18 protein-coding genes are annotated in these 18,881 nt (G+C 60.8%); 11 read left to right on the forward strand and 7 right to left on the reverse strand.

Going from position 1 to position 18,881, the window contains the following annotated elements:
* The first annotated feature begins 81 nt into the window (after positions 1-81).
* From ACFPPB_RS02830 to ACFPPB_RS02840, 3 genes are all read left to right on the forward strand, one after another.
* Positions 82-1,059 carry an IS1595 family transposase gene (locus ACFPPB_RS02830; RefSeq protein ID WP_377324490.1) on the forward strand — a complete coding sequence of 326 codons (978 nt, stop codon included), beginning with the start codon at positions 82-84 and terminating at the stop codon, positions 1,057-1,059.
* Positions 1,060-1,974: 915 nt separating this feature from the next.
* Positions 1,975-2,646 (forward strand): XAC0095 family protein, encoded by a 672-nt coding sequence (locus ACFPPB_RS02835; protein ID WP_377324198.1) that lies wholly within the window; start codon positions 1,975-1,977, stop codon positions 2,644-2,646.
* Between the two features lie 351 nt (positions 2,647-2,997).
* A complete protein-coding gene (locus tag ACFPPB_RS02840) occupies positions 2,998-3,618 on the forward strand; it encodes a Fic/DOC family protein (RefSeq protein WP_377324200.1) in 621 nt (206 codons plus the stop codon).
* A gap of 9 nt (positions 3,619-3,627) precedes the next feature.
* Here the strand turns inward: ACFPPB_RS02840 and ACFPPB_RS02845 are convergent, their stop codons facing one another.
* Positions 3,628-3,804: a hypothetical protein gene (locus ACFPPB_RS02845; protein ID WP_377324202.1), complete on the reverse strand. Its 177-nt coding sequence runs from the start codon at positions 3,802-3,804 to the stop codon at positions 3,628-3,630.
* A gap of 227 nt (positions 3,805-4,031) precedes the next feature.
* On the opposite strand from ACFPPB_RS02845, the gene ACFPPB_RS02850 reads away from it, so the two are divergent.
* From ACFPPB_RS02850 to ACFPPB_RS02860, 3 genes are all read left to right on the forward strand, one after another.
* Positions 4,032-4,343, forward strand: a complete 312-nt coding sequence (locus tag ACFPPB_RS02850) for a helix-turn-helix domain-containing protein (protein ID WP_377324204.1) — start codon at positions 4,032-4,034, stop codon at positions 4,341-4,343.
* A gap of 144 nt (positions 4,344-4,487) precedes the next feature.
* Positions 4,488-4,811, forward strand: a complete 324-nt coding sequence (locus tag ACFPPB_RS02855; protein ID WP_377324206.1) for a nucleotidyltransferase family protein — start codon at positions 4,488-4,490, stop codon at positions 4,809-4,811.
* Positions 4,801-5,142 (forward strand): HepT-like ribonuclease domain-containing protein, encoded by a 342-nt coding sequence (locus ACFPPB_RS02860; RefSeq protein WP_377324208.1) that lies wholly within the window; start codon positions 4,801-4,803, stop codon positions 5,140-5,142. The genes ACFPPB_RS02855 and ACFPPB_RS02860 overlap by 11 nt, the downstream gene beginning before the upstream one ends.
* 754 nt (positions 5,143-5,896) lie before the next feature.
* On the opposite strand, the gene ACFPPB_RS02865 is transcribed toward ACFPPB_RS02860, so the two are convergent.
* Positions 5,897-6,187 (reverse strand): hypothetical protein, encoded by a 291-nt coding sequence (locus ACFPPB_RS02865; RefSeq protein ID WP_377324210.1) that lies wholly within the window; start codon positions 6,185-6,187, stop codon positions 5,897-5,899.
* A 488-nt stretch (positions 6,188-6,675) separates the two neighbouring features.
* Here ACFPPB_RS02865 and ACFPPB_RS02870 point away from each other — a divergent pair, with 488 nt between their 5' ends.
* The 3 genes from ACFPPB_RS02870 (at position 6,676) to ACFPPB_RS02880 (ending at position 11,967) form a co-directional block, all read left to right on the forward strand.
* Positions 6,676-10,317 carry a bifunctional diguanylate cyclase/phosphodiesterase gene (locus ACFPPB_RS02870; RefSeq protein WP_377324212.1) on the forward strand — a complete coding sequence of 1,214 codons (3,642 nt, stop codon included), beginning with the start codon at positions 6,676-6,678 and terminating at the stop codon, positions 10,315-10,317.
* Between the two features lie 138 nt (positions 10,318-10,455).
* Positions 10,456-10,842 (forward strand): VOC family protein, encoded by a 387-nt coding sequence (locus ACFPPB_RS02875; RefSeq protein ID WP_377324214.1) that lies wholly within the window; start codon positions 10,456-10,458, stop codon positions 10,840-10,842.
* Positions 10,843-11,013: 171 nt separating this feature from the next.
* A complete protein-coding gene (locus ACFPPB_RS02880; RefSeq protein ID WP_465269343.1) occupies positions 11,014-11,967 on the forward strand; it encodes an IS4 family transposase in 954 nt (317 codons plus the stop codon).
* Between the two features lie 51 nt (positions 11,968-12,018).
* Here the strand turns inward: ACFPPB_RS02880 and ACFPPB_RS02885 are convergent, their stop codons facing one another.
* On the reverse strand, positions 12,019-13,644 hold the full coding sequence (locus tag ACFPPB_RS02885; protein WP_377324217.1) for a PAS domain-containing protein: 1,626 nt from the start codon (positions 13,642-13,644) through the stop codon (positions 12,019-12,021).
* A 638-nt stretch (positions 13,645-14,282) separates the two neighbouring features.
* Here ACFPPB_RS02885 and ACFPPB_RS02890 point away from each other — a divergent pair.
* A complete protein-coding gene (locus ACFPPB_RS02890; RefSeq protein WP_377324219.1) occupies positions 14,283-14,918 on the forward strand; it encodes a hypothetical protein in 636 nt (211 codons plus the stop codon).
* A 596-nt stretch (positions 14,919-15,514) separates the two neighbouring features.
* Here ACFPPB_RS02890 and ACFPPB_RS02895 read toward each other — a convergent pair.
* From ACFPPB_RS02895 to ACFPPB_RS02910, 4 genes are all read right to left on the reverse strand, one after another.
* A complete protein-coding gene (locus ACFPPB_RS02895; RefSeq protein WP_377324221.1) occupies positions 15,515-16,006 on the reverse strand; it encodes a hypothetical protein in 492 nt (163 codons plus the stop codon).
* Positions 16,007-16,258: 252 nt separating this feature from the next.
* Positions 16,259-16,795: a hypothetical protein gene (locus tag ACFPPB_RS02900; protein WP_377324223.1), complete on the reverse strand. Its 537-nt coding sequence runs from the start codon at positions 16,793-16,795 to the stop codon at positions 16,259-16,261.
* Between the two features lie 527 nt (positions 16,796-17,322).
* Entirely contained in the window at positions 17,323-17,733 is a 411-nt protein-coding gene (locus ACFPPB_RS02905; RefSeq protein WP_377324225.1) for a VOC family protein, read from the reverse strand.
* A 55-nt stretch (positions 17,734-17,788) separates the two neighbouring features.
* Positions 17,789-18,067, reverse strand: coding sequence for a hypothetical protein (locus ACFPPB_RS02910; RefSeq protein ID WP_377324227.1), 279 nt, complete (start codon positions 18,065-18,067; stop codon positions 17,789-17,791).
* Between ACFPPB_RS02910 and ACFPPB_RS02915 the strand changes: the two genes are divergently transcribed.
* Positions 18,066-18,827, forward strand: coding sequence for a YceI family protein (locus ACFPPB_RS02915; protein ID WP_465269342.1), 762 nt, complete (start codon positions 18,066-18,068; stop codon positions 18,825-18,827). The two genes, ACFPPB_RS02910 and ACFPPB_RS02915, sit on opposite strands and share 2 nt — an antisense overlap.
* The last annotated feature ends 54 nt before the right edge of the window (positions 18,828-18,881 follow it).

Raw genomic sequence — 18,881 nt, forward strand, 5'->3', positions numbered from 1 at the left:
AGCGCTGAAGTTCAGCCACAGTCGCGGCCCATGCGACGGGTTTGAGTGACGCTGCAGCCTCCATCGCAGATGGTCACGCTCATGGCTATGAATCGTATCCAGTTTCAACCCGGTCTGTCGTTGGCCGGTTTCCTCGATCAGTACGGTACGGAAGCGGCGTGCGCTCGCGCGCTGCGTCAAGCGCGTTGGCCGAAGGGTTTTGTTTGCCCGCGTTGCCAGTATCGGCGCTACAGCCGCTGCGCCAACCGGCACGGCGAACGCTTGTGGCAGTGTTCGGCCTGTCGGCACCAGTCCAGCCTGATCTCTGACACGCTGTTCGCCAGCACGAAACTGCCGCTGACGCGTTGGTTCCTGGCGTTGTATTTGCTGACGCAGAGCAAGACCAACATGGCCGCGTTGGAGCTGATGCGGCACCTGGGCGTGTGCTATCGCACGGCTTGGCGCATCAAGCACAAGATCATGCAGGGCATGACCGAACGTGAGGCGGGGCGCCAACTCGGCGGCATCGTGACGATGGATGATGCCTATCTTGGCGGGGAGCGGAATGGCGGCAAAGCGGGACGTGGCTCGGAGAACAAGGTGCCTTTCGTGATCGCCTTGGAGCTTTCCGATGTGGGGTATCCGCACCAAGCCGTGATGACGCCCGTATCTGGCTTCACGCTGAAGGCGCTCGCCGCGTGGACGCAGCAGCATCTGCGCCCGCAGGCCGATGTCTACAGCGACGGACTGGGTGCCTTTCGCTCCGTCATCGCCGAAGGCCACGCGCACACCGTGATCGAAAGTGCCGGCGGCCGTGCCGCCACGGAAGCGGGCGACATGCGCTGGCTCAACACGGTGCTGAGCAACGTCAAACGATCGCTCGACGGCACCTATCACGCGTTCAAGTTTTCGGCCTATATTCATCGTTACCTTGCCGAAGCCCAGTGGCGATTCAACCGTCGATTCGACCTCAAGATTCTTGTGCCGCGGTTGCTGGTTGCCCTCGCACGCTGCCAACCTTGGCCAGAGCGGCGTTTGCGCGCCGTTACACCATTTCGACCGGCTGAACTTCAGCGCTAATCAGGCTCGGACATGGCCTCTCGATTCGGTATCGTCACGAATCTAGTTCAACACGCGCTCGATAACTTGAACGACCGTGAAACGGTCATGGATCAAAGGCTACGGGGGCGCCAGAAGCACCACGTCATGCCTTCGATCTATAGCCTGATTGCCGAAGCAATTTTCGATCTGATTGAGCACGCGGCGACCGTTCGATCTCCAGTCGATTCAGCTCGATGGATTCAACTCAATGCGGTTTGGCTGGACGTATTCGAATTGGACAGATTTGACACTACGGCTGGCAGAATCATCCGTGCAGATGTGTTTCGACGAATCTGTACAGAGATTCATCGACTGGAGACGTTCCCAAATTTTAGGGGTGCAAGCCTTCTAGGATTCTGCCTCAACGTCTTAGGTCTTCGCGCTTGGCGCGACAAAAGGAAGAAAGCTGAGCGTCACTTCCATTCGTTGGTCCTCAACTGGGCAAGAGCTAACTTTCGTCGACTTTACCTCGCCAATCCGAACATAGCCGCAGCCTGCCTAGTGGAAGGCTTCACATACGATGCAGAAAACCGGTACATCGTTCGAACATTCGTCGGAGGGCTCGCGAGGAAGCCGCGCGTTTCGTATTTTCTAGTCGACTAGACATAGTGTCATGTAGGCAGCTGTTGACACCACCCACCCGCAATAGCACACTCCATCTCAAGGAGCCTAGAAACTCCCCACACAGCGGTACCCACCTCCGACAAACCGGTGGGTTTTTTGTGCCTACGTGCGTTGTAGGTACAACCGACGCGAAGCCTGTGTCGGGAGGGCGGCGAATACAACACCCGCAAGGGGAATAAGCCCGCCGGCTGTGTGCGGTTTCTAGCCTCCCGACTTCCCGTCCGTCGTCATGCCGTGGACGGGCACTTCTATGGAACTTAGGAGGCGACCATGTCGACGTTCGATTCGGATGATCTGGAAACGACCGGCTATTTTCTGCCGGAGGACAGCCAGCTACGGCTGAAGCAGCTACGCGAATACGTGGGGTTCCTGACCCATCTGGCGCGACCGCGCAGGCCGGAGGAGGATCAGGAGTGGTTCTCGGAGATTCGCCCGGGCGAAGTGGCGATCTGCATGGAGTTGCTGGAGGAGCAGATCGGGCTCGTGCTGGACGAACTCTCCTGGCCGGCCGAGCGCCGCGACCGGACGGCAGCATGCGAGGCCGCTGCAAACGCGAAGGCTTGCACGGAAGCCGCGGAACCGGACGCCGCCGAGCCGATGACGGATGAGGCCGGCAACCGCTACCTCTTCGGCGTCACCCTGGATCAGCTCGACGAGATCAACCTTCTGCTGAGCAGCCTGCGGGCCCTTGGCAATGTGGTGACCTGCAGCGATCACGCCGAGTTATCCGACGTCACGCTGTCGATCATGGGCGACGCCATCGTCCGCGACGTGGAGAAGCTGCGCGACATCAACAGAGACGTGAATGCGCAGGAGCTGGAGCCCTCGCACCGGACGAAACCCGGCGTGCGCGAGGAGCAGGCCACCTACCTCGCGCTGCCCGCGCATTCGCCCCTGCGCAGCACGTCGCACGTCGTGCGGCAGCATCCAACCTACCAGTAGCGGGAGGCGGGGGAAGGGCGCGCTTTCCCGGGGCAGGCGTCATGGAAAGTCGCGCGCTCTCTCTCTCCCTTTTTGCTGGCCGGAATATCTCAGTCCGGCGCCTTTACTGGGTTCCTGGTTGGGCGGCGTTCGAGTATGCAACGGAGCAGGAGAATGTTGCCGATGGTTTGGCCTTCGCCGGATCGGTACGATGTTCGAACAGCGGCCGATACGTGGCCGGGAGGTTCGGATGCATATGAGTCATCAGGGAGCACGGTTCTTGAAGATGCTGCCATCGCTGGGCCGCAAGGCGCCTGCCGGCAGGCCGTGCGAGGTGCATGGTAGGGACCGACTGCCATCGGATGCGGCCGCGTGAGCGGCCGCTATACGGCTGGTGCCGAGGGAGAGTGCCAGCCGGGCTCCGATGGACGGGTGCTGCGCAACAAGCTGGCCATTGCAGACTCCTCGGAAATGGACGAGGCCGAGCTGGCGTTACTGCACAAGCTCTACGAGGCGGTGCTGCTGGAGGATTTTCCCGACCGCCGCCTCGGTGTGGCGGATCTCAAGACCTGGCACCGCCGTTGGTTGGGTAACGTCTACGACTGGGCTGGACAGGAACGTTCAGTCAATCTTGCCAAGAGCGGTTTCCATTTCGCGGCGGCGGCGCAGGTGCCGCGCCTGTTGGAGGCTTTCGAGCGCGACTGCCTTGCACGCTTCACGCCCTGCCACTTCGAGAGCGCTGCGGCGATCGAGGCGATCGCCGAAGCCCACGTGGAGTTCATCTTGATCCACCCGTTCCGCGAGGGGAATGGGCGCCTGTCGCGCCTGCTGGCCGACGTGATGGCTACACAGGCCGGGCACGGGCCGCTGGATTACAGCACGTGGGATGCAGGCAAGGCCCGCTATATCGCGGCCATCCACGCGGGCCTGACAGGCGACTACGCGCCGATGCGAGCCTGTCTGGCAACCGCGTGGAATCCTTCGCCGGACTGATCGAAAGGGTCAGCGCGCCAGCTGCAGGCCGCTGAACTTGCCGCCGCGCGCGCGCAGGGCGCGCTCGATCTTGCCAATCGGCTGGCCGGTCTCGACGGCCGTGGAACTGGCCACAGCGCGCACGATGACATCTCGTGTGGGCTTGGCAACCTTCGATTTGGCAGCAGGACGGCTGGTGGTTTTCATGCCTCTAAATATACACCTCGACCATCTGAAAACGATGCCAGCGACATGACGCGTGGAGCTGCTTCAGTCTTCAGAAGGATTTTTCAGCGTTGGACATGCTTCTTGGCGCCTTCCTCGCGCAAGACTCAGGCTGGGCAGATAGGGTTGCTGGCCATTTATGCGAAGAACCGACAGGAAAATCTCCCGGCGCGCGTCGCACGCCTGATCAAAGACCACATGGTGAAGTCATGAAAAAGTTGAGCGAAGCCATCCTCACCCGCGATGCCAAGCGTGACATCGGTGCCGAAGTGCTCGAAGCGATCCGCGAGATCAAGGCAGGTGGCGGGCGCAAGTTCACCGTGCAGGTGAGCCAGGCCACTGAAGCCCGGATCAAGCTTGGTCAGTCACAGGCTGATTTCGCCGAAATGCTTGGGGTGTCCGTTCGTACGCTTCAGGACTGGGAACAGGGGCGGCGCGAGCCGAGCCGAGCTGCCAAGGCGTTGCTCAAGGTTGCTGCGGCGGCGCCGAAGACGGTGCGCAAAGTGCTGGCGGCGGCTTGAGGCAGACATCAAGAAAACCACGTCAAGAAAAGTGGTCATCGGAAACGGGCAGAGTGCACACCTTTTCGGTCGCCGCCTTGGAAGGCCGGCTCGGCCCCCGATGACGGTCGCCACGCCCGCGTCGCCACGCGTTATGCTGCCGCCATGAACGTCGTCACGCCATCGCTGCAACATCTGCAGGTCCATCGGGAGGGCCTGGCCGCGCTGTGCCGCCGCCACCATGTGCGCCGGCTGGCAGTGTTCGGCTCGACAGCACGGGGCGAGGCCGGGGCCGGCAGCGATTACGACTTTCTGGTGGAGTTCGATGCCTTGCCGCCGGGTGGTTACGCCACGGCTTTCTTCGGCCTGCAGGAGGACTTGCAGGCGTTGCTGGGCGCGCCGGTCGAGCTGGTCGTGGAGCGTGCCATCCGCAATCCGTACTTCCGCCAGTCGGTACAAGCGCAGCGCCAGGAGTTATATGCGGCTTGAAACCGCCAAGTACCTGTACGACGTGCAGAGCGCAGCCACTGCGCTGGCCGGGTTCGTGGACGGGTGCGACTGGGCCGGATACCAGCGCAATGCCATGCTGCGCGCCGCCGTGGAGCGCCAGTTCGAGATCATCGGCGAGGCGCTGGCCCAGCTCGGCCGCCACGATATGGCGCTGCTGGCGCGGATCGAACACCACCGCCAGATCATCGCGTTCCGCAACATCCTGATCCATGGCTACGCGGAGGTCGACGATGCCCTGGTCTGGGACGTGGTGCAGTCCCGACTGGAGCCGCTGCGCCAGCAGGTGGATGAGCTGCTCGCGGGTCACTGAAGCCAGCGCTCTCCTTCACGGGGGATTGGACTCCAACCTGCTGTGCCACTCGATACCGGCGGACCTCGGCACGCCTGCATCCTCGAGTTTTTTCGATCGACGACGGTTGCAGATCCACACGCATGCCGGGACCGCAGCACGCCTTGCCGGGCGCCACGTCCCAGCCGCGCTGTTCCATGTCGCTTGCGTCTTTCGGTCCCCGCGCCGAGGCCATGCGTCTTCGTCCAGCGCCTCGCCGACTCATCGTCGAGTCTTTTTGCCACAACGATGAGCCGGAAAGACTCACGCGTGAGGCTCCCTTGTTCAACGATGTTGCCGCCCATGCGCACGGTCGAGTCTTTTCATGTCATCGACGAGGCAACAACCACTTACGCATGAGGCTCGCCGGCTCGTCGTCGAGTCTTTTTGCCTCATCGATGAGCCAGAAAGACTCACGCATGAGGCTCCCGCTGCTCAACGATGAGGTCTTCCCGCTCATGCATGAAGCCTGTTCACCCGGCGCCGAGCCAGAACGCTTCACGGCCGAGTATCGAAAACCTCACCGCTGAGCCTTTCTGGCTCACCGATGAGGTGCACGGCAACCTCATCCATGAGGCAAAGAGTGTTTCCGCGGGACTGTCGGAACAAATCAGGGCGGCGATAAGGGGACGGAGGAAATAAAATCGGGTACGCGAAATTCGCCGAGACGGTGTTCGGACACAAACCGATCACGCCGGACTTCTGCGACAACGACTGATGGCAGGCCATGGATGGCCTATATCGGCGGTGTTTCAAAATTCGCTTCAAAAGCGATTTCATTCACGAACCTGCTTTGCTTCAAAGCAGCGCTGTACGACGGGATCAGGAACACTTGTTTTGAGAACCTGTCGAAAAACTCAGCGGCTTCCCTCTGAGGAGCACCGTAGAAGTCAACTGAAACGATGATCTTCTTTCCTTTGGTTTCAGGAAATTGGGCGGTCAGCTGGCCGTCAATCGCTGCACCGATGCACCCGTACATCCGCTGCTGGAGGCGTCGCAGACGCTTACGCCGGTGGTTGCGCCACAAGCATAAGGTGAGGCGACGCAGGGGCGGGAGCCATCCACTCTCGCATCTTTACGGGTACTTCGGTTTCGTACGTCTTTCCGCACTTGGGCGTGACGTGCCGTGGACGAAGGCGTGATGTTTTGTCCGAGAGCCGGATGCGGGAGATCTGCATGTTCGGTTCGATGAGCGGGATGTGGAAACGGAGTCATGGTTCGGACAGTAAGGCACCGTCAATCGAAAGAGGCGGCTACAGATATGCCGAACCTAACGCCACCGCGCCACATCTCGACTCTACCGTGAACTGCCCTTGCGGTCCCGATGACGGCCGGGCAAGCTGAGACGGGCAGAGTTCGGCCCACAACAGCCGTTGGTAACTACTCTTGATGCCTATCGATCTGGCGGCAGCCGACACCATCGGAGCTCCTTTTTATGATCATTGGTGCGCACTCAAGTATCTACAACACTAAACCCGAAGCCAGTCGGGTCTTCCAACGACCTTGTGTGGCGTGATGATCGAAATCACCGACAGCCGGGCCCAGGCCCGTGCATTGCACCGCATGACGCAGCTCTACGCCGCGCTGAGTCACATCAACGAAGCCGTGCTTCTTCGGGTGACAACCCGCGAGGACCTGTTTGCGAAGATTTGCGAAGCTCTCGTTGAATTTGGCAAGTTGAAGATGGCTTGGATCGGCTGGAACGACCCGGTCACATTCAACGTCAGTGTCGAGAATCAGTACGGCGACACACACGGTTATCTGAACGGCATTGTTGTACGCAGCGATGAATCCGCCGAAGGCTCGGGACCGATCGGTCTGGCCATTCGGAATGGCCGGCCCTGCGTGCTCAACGATTTTCTGGGAGCTGCGGAAACGCTGCCTTGGCGCCGTGCGGCGGTGCGTTCCGGGTTCCGGTCGATCGGAGCTTTTCCTGTCCGCATGGGTGGGCAAATCTGCGGCGCGCTGGCCGGATATTCGGATGAACTGGATTTCTTCGGTCTCCAGGAGGTCGAGCTGCCGGAGAAGGCGGCGGGCCACCTTTCGTTCACTCTCGATTACTTCGAAGCGAGAGCCCTTCGTCGGCAAGCCGAGGCGGCATTGCGGCTGAGCGAAAGTCGGTTCCGCCTGATGTTCGAAGACACGGCGGACGCGATGCTGCTCCTCGATAGCGCAACCGGTCGCTTCATTGATTGCAATGGAGCGGCGATGGCAATGCTCCGCTGCATGGACAAGGCCGAAATTCTGTCGCTGCACCCAACCGATCTTTCTCCGCCGAATCAGCCAGACGGTTGGCCATCCGCAGAGAAAGCCGAAGAAATGATCTCCATCGCTCTGCGGAACGGCAGCCATCGCTTTGAATGGATCCATTGCAGCGCACAGCGGGCTGAATTTCCAGCGGAAGTGCTGCTCACACCCATCCTGATGGGCGAACAACACGTCATCGTCGCCACCTTGCGCGACATCACGGAGCGCAAACACGACGAGCAGACGCAGGCAGCGCTGTACCAAATTTCCGAGGCGGCCCAAACCACCGCCAACCTGCAAGAACTGTTTCATCGCATCCACGGCATCATTGACGGGTTGCTTCCGGCAAAAAACTTCTTTGTCGCTCTCTACGATGCAGGCAGGGACGAGCTGACGTTCCCGTACTTTGTGGACGAGTTCGATCGCACGCCTGATCCGATGAGGCTCAACGACGGCACCCTGTCCGGTGAAGTCATCCGCACTGGGGAGGCAATGCTCCTGACTCCGGAAGGGCAGCGCAAGCGGATTAATCAAGACAAGAACGCCTTCGGTGTGGGTTCCGTGGATTGGCTTGGGGTTCCCCTCAAGGCGCAATCACGAACGATCGGCGCCCTCGTCGTGCAGAGCTACTCCGGTGATCTGCGCTACACGAACAAGGACAAGGCGTTGCTTGAATTCGTGTCCAGTCAGGTAGCTGCGGCGATCGTACGCAAGCAAGCTGAGGAAGCCTTGCATCTGAGCGAGTCCCGGCTGGAAGCAGCCCAACGGATGGTCCATCTGGGGAACTGGAACTGGGATCTCTCCAGCCAGACCTTGAGCTGGTCCGACGAGCTCTGTCGGATATACGGGGTTGACCCGGTTGCTCATGCGCCGGGCTTTGAGGATTTCCTCGGCCGCGTGCATCCTGACGATCGCGCCGAGGTCGAATCGATTGTGTTGCAAGCACTGCTCGATCGAAAACCCTTCAACCACGAATTGCGCATCATCCGGCCGGATGGCGAAGTACGCACTATTTTCGACCAGAGTGAGGTCGTGATCGACGAAGGGGGGCGCGCTGTGGCAATTGTCGGGGCGTGTTTGGACATCACTTCACGGAAGATGGAGGAATTGCTCGAGCGGGATCGCAGCCTGATCCTTGAGCAGGTCGCGCAGAACAAGTCGCTGCCGGATATTCTTTCCCGCATCAGCAGCATGCTGGAAGCAGTGATCCCACGAGCGAAGTGTTCGGTGGTCCTGCTAAAGGAAGGTCGCCTGCAAACAGCGGCTGCTCCGCACTTGCCAGTGGTCTATTCCCAGGCATTGGACGGCTTGCCGATTGGGCCGACAGTCGGGTCGTGCGGTCGCGCGTGCTCCACGGGAGAGATCGTCATCACCGAGGACATCGCCACCGATCCCGACTGGGATGACCATCGGCAGCTGGCGTTGCCCCATGGATTGCGCGCTTGCTGGTCGATGCCGATCCCCTCCAACGCAGGAGGCGTGCTGGGGTCCTTCGCTATTTACCGTGCCGAGCCATCCGCACCCAGCGCGCGGGATCTGGCGTTCATGGCGATGGCAACGCAGCTTGCTGCAGTGGCTATTGAGCATCGGCTGCTCACCGATCAACTCGAGCACCAGGCCCACCACGATGCGTTGACCGGGTTGCCAAATCGCCTGCTGTTCCAGGATCGTCTGACGCAGGCGTTGGCGCAGGCGAAGCGCAAGAAGCAACAGGTGGCGGTGCTCTACATGGATCTGGATCGGTTCAAGCACATCAACGACATGCTTGGCCACTCCGCAGGTGATGCGTTGCTGCAGCACGCTGCCAATCGCCTAAGCGCATGCATCCGCAAGAGCGATACCCTGGCGCGGGTCGGCGGCGATGAGTTCGTCGCGGTGGTCGGTGAACTGGAGAATTCACAGGACGCCATGCGTGTATCAACCGAACTGACTAAAGCCCTGCAGGCTCCGTTTCAGATCGAAGGACAGGAGGTGTTCATCAGCGTGTCGTTGGGTATCAGCATCTATCCAACCGACGGGTTGGATGGCGAGAGCTTGATGGCCAATGCGGACTCGGCCATGTACCGGGCGAAGGACAGCGGTCGCGACAATTTCCAGTGGTTCGCTCCGGAGATGAACGCGCTGGCACGAGAGCGCATGGAACTGGTGGGTCAGTTACGCCATGCGCTGAGGTTGGGTCAATTGAGTTTGCACTACCAGCCGCAATGTGGCGCGGAAGGCAACATTCAGGGATTCGAAGCCCTGATGCGATGGCACCATCCCACCTTGGGCATGATTTCACCGGCGCGCTTCATTCCGCTCGCTGAAGAGAGCGGCCTGATCGTCCAGATGGGAGAATGGGCGCTGCGGGAGGCCTGCGCCCAGATCGCAAGGTGGCGCTGCGATCATCCTTCCCTGCGTGTGGCAGTGAACGTCTCGGCGATCCAGTTCAAGCGGCCCGACTGGGTGACTACCGTTATCCGCGCACTGCGCGACACCGGACTTGAACCCAGTGCCCTGGAACTGGAGATCACCGAGAGTCTGATCTTGCAGAGCGTGACTGAAACGTCTGCCAACCTGTTCGAGTTGCGTGCCCTGGGCGTGGGAATTGCGATCGACGATTTCGGCACTGGCTATTCGTCCCTGAGTTACCTGCACAAGCTACCGGTTACCACGCTGAAGATCGACCAGTCCTTCGTGCGCGAGATCGGAGTCGAGTCGAAGCGAAACCAGGAGGAGGCGCCGATCATTCGCACGATCATCGCGCTGGCACGCAACTTCGGACTGGGTGTCGTGGCTGAGGGCGTCGAAACCGAACTCCAGCGCGACCTGCTGGTGCGGCTCGGATGCGACAGCCTTCAGGGCTACTGGTTGTATCGCCCTTTGACTGGGGGAGAAGCGACTTCCCTGCTGCTCACGACTGGACCTTGATCGGAACCGTCCAATGAAACCGGGACGGAGGAAGTTAAGCTGGCGAGGTGAAACCGGGATGAAAGTTAAGGCGAATTAACTGCCTCAGTCCCCTTTGCCTCTCTATTTAAGTAAGCACATCTTGCTCGGAGGCCCAGCATGAGACGAGTTACAGGCATTGGTGGCATCTTCTTCAAGGCCAAGGACCCGAAGGCCCTGGCCGAGTGGTATCGGGTCCACCTGGGCATCGAGATCGAGGCGTGGGGCGGTGCGGCGTTTCCTTGGGCGTCGTCCGACAATCCGCCCGGTGTCGGGACAACGGCGTGGAGTCCCTTAGCGGCCGACACCAGTTACTTCGAGCCGAGCCAGGCGGCTTTCATAGTCAACTACCGGGTGGCCGACTTGCGCGCCTTGCTGGCGGCCCTACGCAGCGAAGGCTGCAACGTCGTCGACAAGATCGACGAGTCCGAGTTCGGTAATTTCGGCTGGGTCATCGATCCGGAGGGGAACAAGGCGGAGCTGTGGGAGCCGCCGGCTGGTCAGTGAACAGAGCAAAGGGGGGGCGGGGGCATCAAGCACATCGAGGGCAGGTCGGGGCAGGACATCCTTAATGCGATGACCTGGAACGGCGGCGCGTCGCAGACTATCTGCAAATCACTCAAAATCGATCAGGGGAAATCATGGAAAACCCGTATCAGAGTCCAGGCGCCGTTGTGGATGGTGCGTAGCAAACAACCCGTCATCCTCATCGATTGGTCGGATCTGAAGTCCGATCGGAGCTGGCATTTGCTGCGTGCGGCGATTCCCGTGGGTGGCCGTTCGCTGCCGATCCTGGACATGGTGTTTCCCAACGGGCAACAAGGCTCGCCGAAGGCTGAAAAGCGGTTCCTACAACGCCTGGCGCAGGTGCTGCCCGATGACGTGCGGCCGATTCTGGTGACCGATGCCGGCTTCCGTGGGCCATGGTTCCGAGCCGTCGAGGCGATGGGCTGGCAGTGGCTGGGACGCTTGCGCAACACGACGTATCTCAAACCCGTCGAGGTACCCGACGAGCCTGGTGAATGGGTGACGTGCAAAGCTATGTATGCCTTGGCGGCACGCAAGCCGCGCGATTTCGGATCGATGAATATCGCACGCAGCAATCCCCTGACAGCGCGCGTGGTGTTGCATGCCAAGCCACCCAAAGGGCGCAAGCACCGTAATCGGCAAGGCCTGCTTGCGCGCAACTCCAACAGCCGAAAGAACGCGCAACGCGAGAGCGAGCCGTGGCTGCTGGTGGCCTCTCCGTCGTTAGCGCTCAGTGCGCGCCAGCTGATCACGCTATACGGCCGGCGCATGCAGATCGAGCTGTCGTTCCGTGATCTGAAATCCCATCGCTACGGGCAGGGCTTCGAAGACAGCCTCACCCGCAAAGGAGCGCGTATCGAAGTGCTCTTGCTGCTCAGCGCGATGGCCGCGTTTGCCAGCTGGCTCGTGGGCATGGCGTGCGAAGCCAGTGGTATCGACGCTTGGCTCGCGCCGTTCCGATCGAGACGACGCCTCTACTCTGTCATGCGGCTGGGCCGCGAGGCACTTGTGCGGCGATGGTCGAGCACGCGCTTGAACGAACTCATCGATCAGCTACGACACCCCAGCTCACAACTGCTGGATCAATTGGGTGTGCCGGCATGAACTCGTGGGGAAACCTCAGATCCTGTCCCCCTTTTTGGTGTCCCCTTTTCCTTATCCGGAAAAAACGCACACGCCCAATCCATGGCTCTTGGCCTGGTACATGGCGGCGTCGGCGGCGCGCAGGTAGTCATCGGTTGTCGCGAAGCCGGCTTGGCTGCTGACCACCCCGATGCTTGCGACGCTGGTCACTGTGTGCATGCCGATCTGATAGGGGGCCCCGAGGGCGGCGGCAATCTGTCGGGCCCGGTCGGCTGCACCCGCGTGATCGACAGACTCGAGCAGCACGTTGAACTCATCGCCACTCATGCGGGCGACAAGATCGACAGCCCGCACGCAGGACTCGAGCCGGCGCGCAACTTGCTGCAACAGTTGGTCGCCTACATGGTGTCCAAGGGTGTCATTGACTGCCTTGAACCGGTCGAGGTCCAGCACCAGCACTGCGAACATCGTGTTGTCGCCCTGTGTCAGCGTGTCACCACGTTTCGAAGCGCCGTCTTGATGCAGCGCGATGGCGTGCTCAAGGCGATCGCGGAACAAGGGCCGGCCGGGCAGGTTGGTCAATGCGTCGTAGGAGCTGCCGCGTTCCGCCAGGTCGCTCAACGACCCGGCCATCCGAACGGCAACGCCGTTTTCGAATTGGGCCACCCCGCGCCAATTGAGCCACACCAATCGCCCCGATCCATGACGAGCGCGAAAATCGACGGAAAAGTTCGGGCGGTTGCCCGACAGGTGCCTGCGGTACGCCATCTGCACGCGCTCATGGTCATCGGGATCAATGAGCTGTTGCAGAAAATGCCAGCCGTCATCATGCAGGTTGCCGGTGTCGCTCAGCCCGACAATCTCATTGAAGCGCTGGGACACATGCAAGACATCCGTTTGCAGGTTCCAATCCCAGATGCCGTCATTGGATCCGCGGGTGGCGAGTGAATAGCGGTTGTCGGATTGCACCAGCTCGAGTTCGGTTTTTTTTTGTTGGGTCACGTCGATCATCAGGCCGATCATGCGATTCGGGCGACCCTTGTCGACATCGACGCGACACAGGTCGCGCACCCATACGACCTTGCCGGATTTGGCAGTCAACCGGTAACTCATCTCGTACGCGTAACTGTGCGTTGCGTGGTACGCGGCATCGTCAATGACCAGCGCTTCGGCCAAGTCGTCGGGATGCACATGCTGCCGCCAGAAACCGGGGTCGGACCGCCACTCTTCGACCGTGTAGCCGAAAAGGCGCTCGACCTGCGGACTCAGGAACGTATTGCCCACGCCGAGCTCTGCTTCCCAAACGACGCCGTCGATGGTTTCCAGCAGCCGCAGGAAGCGCTGGCGGACCTCCATCAATACTTGTTCGGTGATTTCGGTGATCTCGATCAGAACGCCCTGGCGACTGATCACTCGATTCGCTGCATCGGACTTCGGATGCATCTGCAGACGCATCCAGCGATAGTCCGAGTTTGCCATGCGCAGCCGGAACACCGGCATGCCTGATCGCAAGGTTCCCGTGTCGTCGGGATGCACGAAGTCGAGCAGAGACTTGCCGAGCGCTCCATCCAGCGAATGGCCTGTGAGCTTGTGCCAGGCGGGATTGAGGTAGGTGATGATCCAGAGCGCGTCCGTTTGCACCACCGCGTCGGGCAGCAGCTGCAGCAGTTCGTCGGGCGGCGTGGAAGGGACAAGCATCTGTCGTTTATGCTCATCGAAGCCCTATCGTCCTGTCCACCCCCTGAGCGTGATGCCCGGGCCAGGATGATGCAGTCCATCGGGCCCGCCATGTCGGCGGAGAAGGTTTCAAGGATAATTTCTGATCGTCCAAGACGATGTAGCGCTATGGGCCGGTGTGCGGAAGGGGACAACCCCGCACCCTGTGACCGGATCCGGCGCGGTTTCACGCACTTATCCTAGGGAAGACTTCGACGGCCTCGGCTTTGGCCAAGCCAGATGCCGGCCGGCCACGTCCGGCATCACTTCCACGACTGGGCGCCGAATTAAGGAACGTCTGAACAAGCTTCTGCTCGTCGTCGAGATTGTGGGAGCGACTTCAGTCGCCGTGGCCGCGGCAGCGGCCTGCAGCATCCCGGCGTTGCAGCGGCTCGATGCACAATCGGGCGGCGCAGCGCGCTGCTAGCGATCGCGACTGAAGTCGCTCCCACAAGGGGCACCCTTCTCCAGACCGCAGTGGATTTATTCAGACCATCCTTAAGGCGATCGCCCTTGGCGAAACCGGGGTCGGCCATTCGACGAGCCGGCCTAAAAGCATGTGTGCTCTGATTTCTGTTTTTTAGATTCGATAGCGAACGTTCGGACTGAGGAGTAGGTCGATGCCATTCGATGAAGAGGAATTGCAACGAGCCGGGGAATTGCGCCGCGCCGCGAACTTGGATGTCAGGGCGCGTGGGTTGATGATCGGCGAAACGCATGTCAATCCGCATCCTCGCGGACTGTTGTGCAACTTGATCCAGGATGGGGTCGTGGACAATTTGTTCCTGGAGGATGTCGAGTTCGTGCCCGCCGAGTTGGGTTTCGACTTCCCGGGAGGCCAAACGCTGGGTCGCTGGTTGAGGGACCGCGCAGCGGGCTCCGAGGACATCAGCCAGATTCCGGCATGGCAGGAATTCAGAGCCCAGTCCAGCCTCATGTGGCCCGGCGACAAGACGAACCCGGTCAAGACAGCCCGGTTGATGGAGTTCGCGGTGCGGCGAGGCGTGAATATCTTCCTGGTGGACTGCAACACCCGTGTTTCGGCAGGCAAGGGGAAGATGACGGGGCCTGCGGAGACTTCGGCCGAAGGCCTGGCGTTGCGTGATACCCACATGCTTCAGCAGATTCGCGCGGTCGTGCCCAATGGAACGCTGGCCCGCAGTGTCCTGTTGACGGGGAGCTATCACATCAGGTCGGGGCGGCTTGGCTCGCTCAACATGGGATCGGTCATTCCGTTCGACGCAAAGAATCCCTAGGAAAGGTCCGATTAATCGGCAGCTCGCTCGTCATTCCTGCGAAGGCAGGAATCCAGTGTCCTTCTGTTTAATGGGCTAAAGGAACGTCTGAACAAGCTTCTGCTCGTCGCCGAGATTGTGGGAGCGACTTCAGTCGCGATGGCCGCGGCAGCGGCCTGCAGCATCCCGGCGTTGCAGCGGCTCGATGCACAATCGGGCGGCACAGCGCGCTGCTACGCGATCGCGACTGAAGTCGCTCCCACAAGGGGCGCCCTTCTCCAGGCCGCAGTGGACTTATTCAGACCGCCCTAAAGACGCTGGATCCCAGCCTTCGCTGGGATGACGAGCAAAATCGGAGTTTCCCTAGCAAGGCTTTGGGGCGACCCGACGGGCCCTGATTTTCAGTCGCCAACACTCGTTCGTGCCGAGCGTAGCTTGCGCCAGCAAGCGAAGTCGAAGCACCGTCCCGGGCGATCCTTCGACAGCGGCCGTCCGGGCCTACGCTCAGGGCGAACGGTGACGGCTGAGTTTTGATGCTGATCAGGTCTCCACGAGAAATTTTTGCTCCGGTGTTTCACGGCGCGTTTTCTTCGGCGACGTCGATGTGCAACGCAGGGCTAGGTTTGGCGATAGACCAGAATGGTCTTGCTGACCGCGCTGACCACGACTCCTATCGTGCCGCTGATATCGACGTCCAGGAGCTGGACAGAAAACTCCCCCAGTTGTTCGAAGATCGCCCGGGCGATCTGCGCACTTCGCGCATGTTTCTTGCTGATGATGATATCGCAGTCATTGTGCGCGATTGCGACTTTTCGAACCTGATCTACGCCCGACAGGCCGAACGAGTGCGCGAGCCACGCACCGTTCGCGTTGAAAACGATGATGGGAACGCAGGGTGCGAACGAGTCCGAGACAAGGAAAACCTTGTCGCCGATTTCCGCGATGCAGCCTATGCCGGTGCACCGGGCGCGGTAACGGGTGGCAACCGTCACCTCGGTGTTCTTCACCGCCTGTGCCCCATCGGGATAAGGGATGTCATGAGGGTCGGACAACAGAGTGACCGTAACGGTGGTCGATGGGGTCTGCATTTCTTCCAGCAGTTTTTCCATCGTGGCCGACGTGGAGTGAACTGGCACCGAGTCGGGGTCCTGATCGATGGCTGCGATCCTGCTACCGCACAATCCCATGGCTGTCTCCAGATAGTTTCAGATGGCTGCAGGCATCGCCCCGGCGCCTGACATGGTGGCCCGATAACGGGGCGGAGGTCACACGCATCCCTTGCTCATGGGGCGAGCATCCTTGCGGGAGGCCGGGGTATTGAAGCGGCCGGTCCGGCGGAATCCGTTCATGGCACTTTGGCTTCAATCCATGATCACGAAGGGTAGGTTGATGATGTAGTTGTCGAGCGCGTGGTTGCCCTCGAAGTGGGCTCCTCCCCACAGGAGCAGGCAACCGACCGCGCCTGCCGCCGAGGGTGTCCCGACTTGGCCGGCGACTTGGCGAAATACGTTCTGAATAGTGGTGTGTCTTCGAGCGAAGCGGTTGGGGTGCACCATCTGCATCGAATCGTCCGCGAGGTGCACCGTGACCCCTCGCAGCAACGCCTCCGCCATCACTTCACCCAACGGGATGGCGGGAAGGTGGCGATTCTCCCAGTTCATCTGTTGCGCCAGGGTCTGGCGCGTCGGCGGTGGCTGTGTTCCGGCCGCTTGTATGGCTGCATTGAGTGCCTGGCCGTAGTTCGGTGCGGGAAATTCGACAAACAGGTGTTGCACATGACCGTTTTCGATGAGCCAAAGCGCCAGGTTGCGTCCAGCGGCCATGGTGTGGTCTTCGCCTATTCCCAAGGCGCCCACCTGCAGGCAAGCAACGGCGTGACCGGAATGTGTCTTGGGCATGAGGTTCTCTCCCTGGTTGACCACCCGCTATACAGTGCGGATTTCGGCCGCAGGTTCTGTCAGTCCCGCGAGATCAGCGGCCGGAGGTAATTTAGGGAACACCTGAACAAGCTTCCGCCTGTGGGAGCGACTTCAGTCGCGATGGCCGCAGCAGCGGCCCGCAGCGTCGCAACTGTTCGGTGTACAGCTGGGCGGCGCGGCGCGCTGCCACACCGTCGCGACTGAAGTCGCTCCCACAAAGTTGAGCCGCAGCCGTTGTGCAACGCCTGCCACCGCTAGTCGTCGGGATAAAAGGCTTCCAGACTTTGCGCTGGGGCTTATTCAGAGCATCCTCAGGTCAATAGGCACGCAAAAACCCGTCTCCGATCTGCGTCAGAGATCATGATGTCCCGTCTTGCCTCTGGCCACCAGCCGCTGTGTTTCATGCGGTGCCAAGATCGAACACGGGGCCAGGTTCACTTTTGGCCAGACGAATGAACCTGGCCCCGCTTTGTCGCTTGCGCAGATTGATCGGTATGTTGGCTGGCTCAGCCCGGCTGATCGCCCGAGGGAATGGCTGCCGGGTCCATCCACATGGCCTCCCAGACATGTCCGTCGGGGTCGGCCAGACTGCGGCTGTACAGAAAGCCAAGGTCCTGCACGGGATTGATGTCGGCGGTTCCGCCGTTGGCCGCCGCCGCCTCGCTCATGGCGTCGACTGCTTCGCGCTCGAGGTGTGAGATCGCCAGCATGACTTCGCTTGAGCCAGTGGGCGGGATGGGGCGATTCGTGAAAGTGCGCCACTTGGCGTGCGTGAGGAGCATGACGTGGATGGCCTCGCTCCATACCATGCACGCCGCCGTTTCGTCGGTGAAATGAGGGTTGTTCTCGAAGCCGATGGATTTGTAGAAGTCCATGGACGCGTCGAGATTGCCAACAGGAAGGTTCACAAAAATCATTCGTGGCACGGTGGATATGCTCCAGTTTGGTTGAGAGGCAGCGTAGTGGTGCTGCCTACCATTCGACGAACGGCATTCGACGTTTTCGACATGGATGAACGGATGTTCGGATTAAGAAGGGGACGAACCGGGTCACCATTTCGCCGGGCTGACCGAAAGGGTCAGCGCGCCGGCTGTAGGCTGCTGAACTTGCCGTCGCGCGCAGGGCGCGCTCTATCTTGCCGATGGGCCGGCCGGTCTCGACGGCCGTGGAACTGGCCGCAAGGCGCACGAAGGCGTCCCGCGTGGGCTTGGCGACCTTCGATTTGGCGGCAGGACGGCTGGTGGTTTTCATGTGGGTGATCATGCACACCGGCCATTTCGGCGAGCGGGACAGGATGTCGATCTGCAGCGTTGCCGTTCGTCGCAACCCTGAAAGCCGACATTCGGAAAGCCGACATTCGGTCAGCCACCCTCAACCATGTCCATGTCACGGAGAAACCACGATGCGCCTTCACAAGCTCGCCATGCTGTTGCTGCTGACGACAACCACGGCCACCGCCGCGTCCGCGCCGGTGCATTACACCCTCGATCCGGACCACACGTACCCCAGCTTCGAAGCGGACCACATGGGCTTGTCGATCTGGCGCGGCAAGTTCGATCACAGCACGGGCACCGCCACACTCGATACGGTGGGCAAAACCGGCAGTGTCGATGTCACCGTCGACATCGCCAGCATCGACTTCGGCAATCCGGCGTTGAACAAGGTGATGCTCGGCGCAAGCGCACCGATGTGTCAGACGCAGTGCGGCATGTTTGACGTGGCGAAGTATCCGACCGCGCACTATCGCGGCAAGCTCACGGATTTCGTCGACGGGGCGCCGACCAAGGCCGTCGGCACGTTGACGATGCGCGGGGTGACCAAGCCGCTGACACTCGCCATCGACAGGTTCAAATGCATCCCCGATTTCATGTTGAAGCCACGGCTGCGTTGCGGCGCCGACGCGCTGGGGACGTTCCAGCGGGACCAATTCGGACTGGATGGCGGCAAGTCATTCGGAATGGACATGAAAGTCACCCTCCGCATTCAGGTCGAAGCAGTTCAGGACCAATGACCCATTCCGAAACCCGACAAAGAGAGTAGTTGGCGCAGCAAAACGGGGTCACCC

The organism is Rhodanobacter terrae, assembly GCF_042657005.1.
Classification (GTDB): domain Bacteria; phylum Pseudomonadota; class Gammaproteobacteria; order Xanthomonadales; family Rhodanobacteraceae; genus Rhodanobacter; species Rhodanobacter terrae.

Coding starts and splice junctions, on each gene's coding strand:
- ACFPPB_RS02830 (WP_377324490.1), top strand. CDS start 82: ATGGCTATGAATCGTATCCAGTTTCAACCCGGTCTGTCGTTGGCCGGT.
- ACFPPB_RS02835 (WP_377324198.1), top strand. CDS start 1,975: ATGTCGACGTTCGATTCGGATGATCTGGAAACGACCGGCTATTTTCTG.
- ACFPPB_RS02845 (WP_377324202.1), bottom strand. CDS start 3,804: ATGAAAACCACCAGCCGTCCTGCTGCCAAATCGAAGGTTGCCAAGCCC.
- ACFPPB_RS02850 (WP_377324204.1), top strand. CDS start 4,032: ATGAAAAAGTTGAGCGAAGCCATCCTCACCCGCGATGCCAAGCGTGAC.
- ACFPPB_RS02855 (WP_377324206.1), top strand. CDS start 4,488: ATGAACGTCGTCACGCCATCGCTGCAACATCTGCAGGTCCATCGGGAG.
- ACFPPB_RS02860 (WP_377324208.1), top strand. CDS start 4,801: ATGCGGCTTGAAACCGCCAAGTACCTGTACGACGTGCAGAGCGCAGCC.
- ACFPPB_RS02870 (WP_377324212.1), top strand. CDS start 6,676: ATGATCGAAATCACCGACAGCCGGGCCCAGGCCCGTGCATTGCACCGC.
- ACFPPB_RS02875 (WP_377324214.1), top strand. CDS start 10,456: ATGAGACGAGTTACAGGCATTGGTGGCATCTTCTTCAAGGCCAAGGAC.
- ACFPPB_RS02880 (WP_465269343.1), top strand. CDS start 11,014: ATGGTGCGTAGCAAACAACCCGTCATCCTCATCGATTGGTCGGATCTG.
- ACFPPB_RS02885 (WP_377324217.1), bottom strand. CDS start 13,644: ATGCTTGTCCCTTCCACGCCGCCCGACGAACTGCTGCAGCTGCTGCCC.
- ACFPPB_RS02890 (WP_377324219.1), top strand. CDS start 14,283: ATGCCATTCGATGAAGAGGAATTGCAACGAGCCGGGGAATTGCGCCGC.
- ACFPPB_RS02895 (WP_377324221.1), bottom strand. CDS start 16,006: ATGGAAAAACTGCTGGAAGAAATGCAGACCCCATCGACCACCGTTACG.
- ACFPPB_RS02900 (WP_377324223.1), bottom strand. CDS start 16,795: ATGCCCAAGACACATTCCGGTCACGCCGTTGCTTGCCTGCAGGTGGGC.
- ACFPPB_RS02905 (WP_377324225.1), bottom strand. CDS start 17,733: ATGATTTTTGTGAACCTTCCTGTTGGCAATCTCGACGCGTCCATGGAC.
- ACFPPB_RS02915 (WP_465269342.1), top strand. CDS start 18,066: ATGTGGGTGATCATGCACACCGGCCATTTCGGCGAGCGGGACAGGATG.
- ACFPPB_RS02910 (WP_377324227.1), bottom strand. CDS start 18,067: ATGAAAACCACCAGCCGTCCTGCCGCCAAATCGAAGGTCGCCAAGCCC.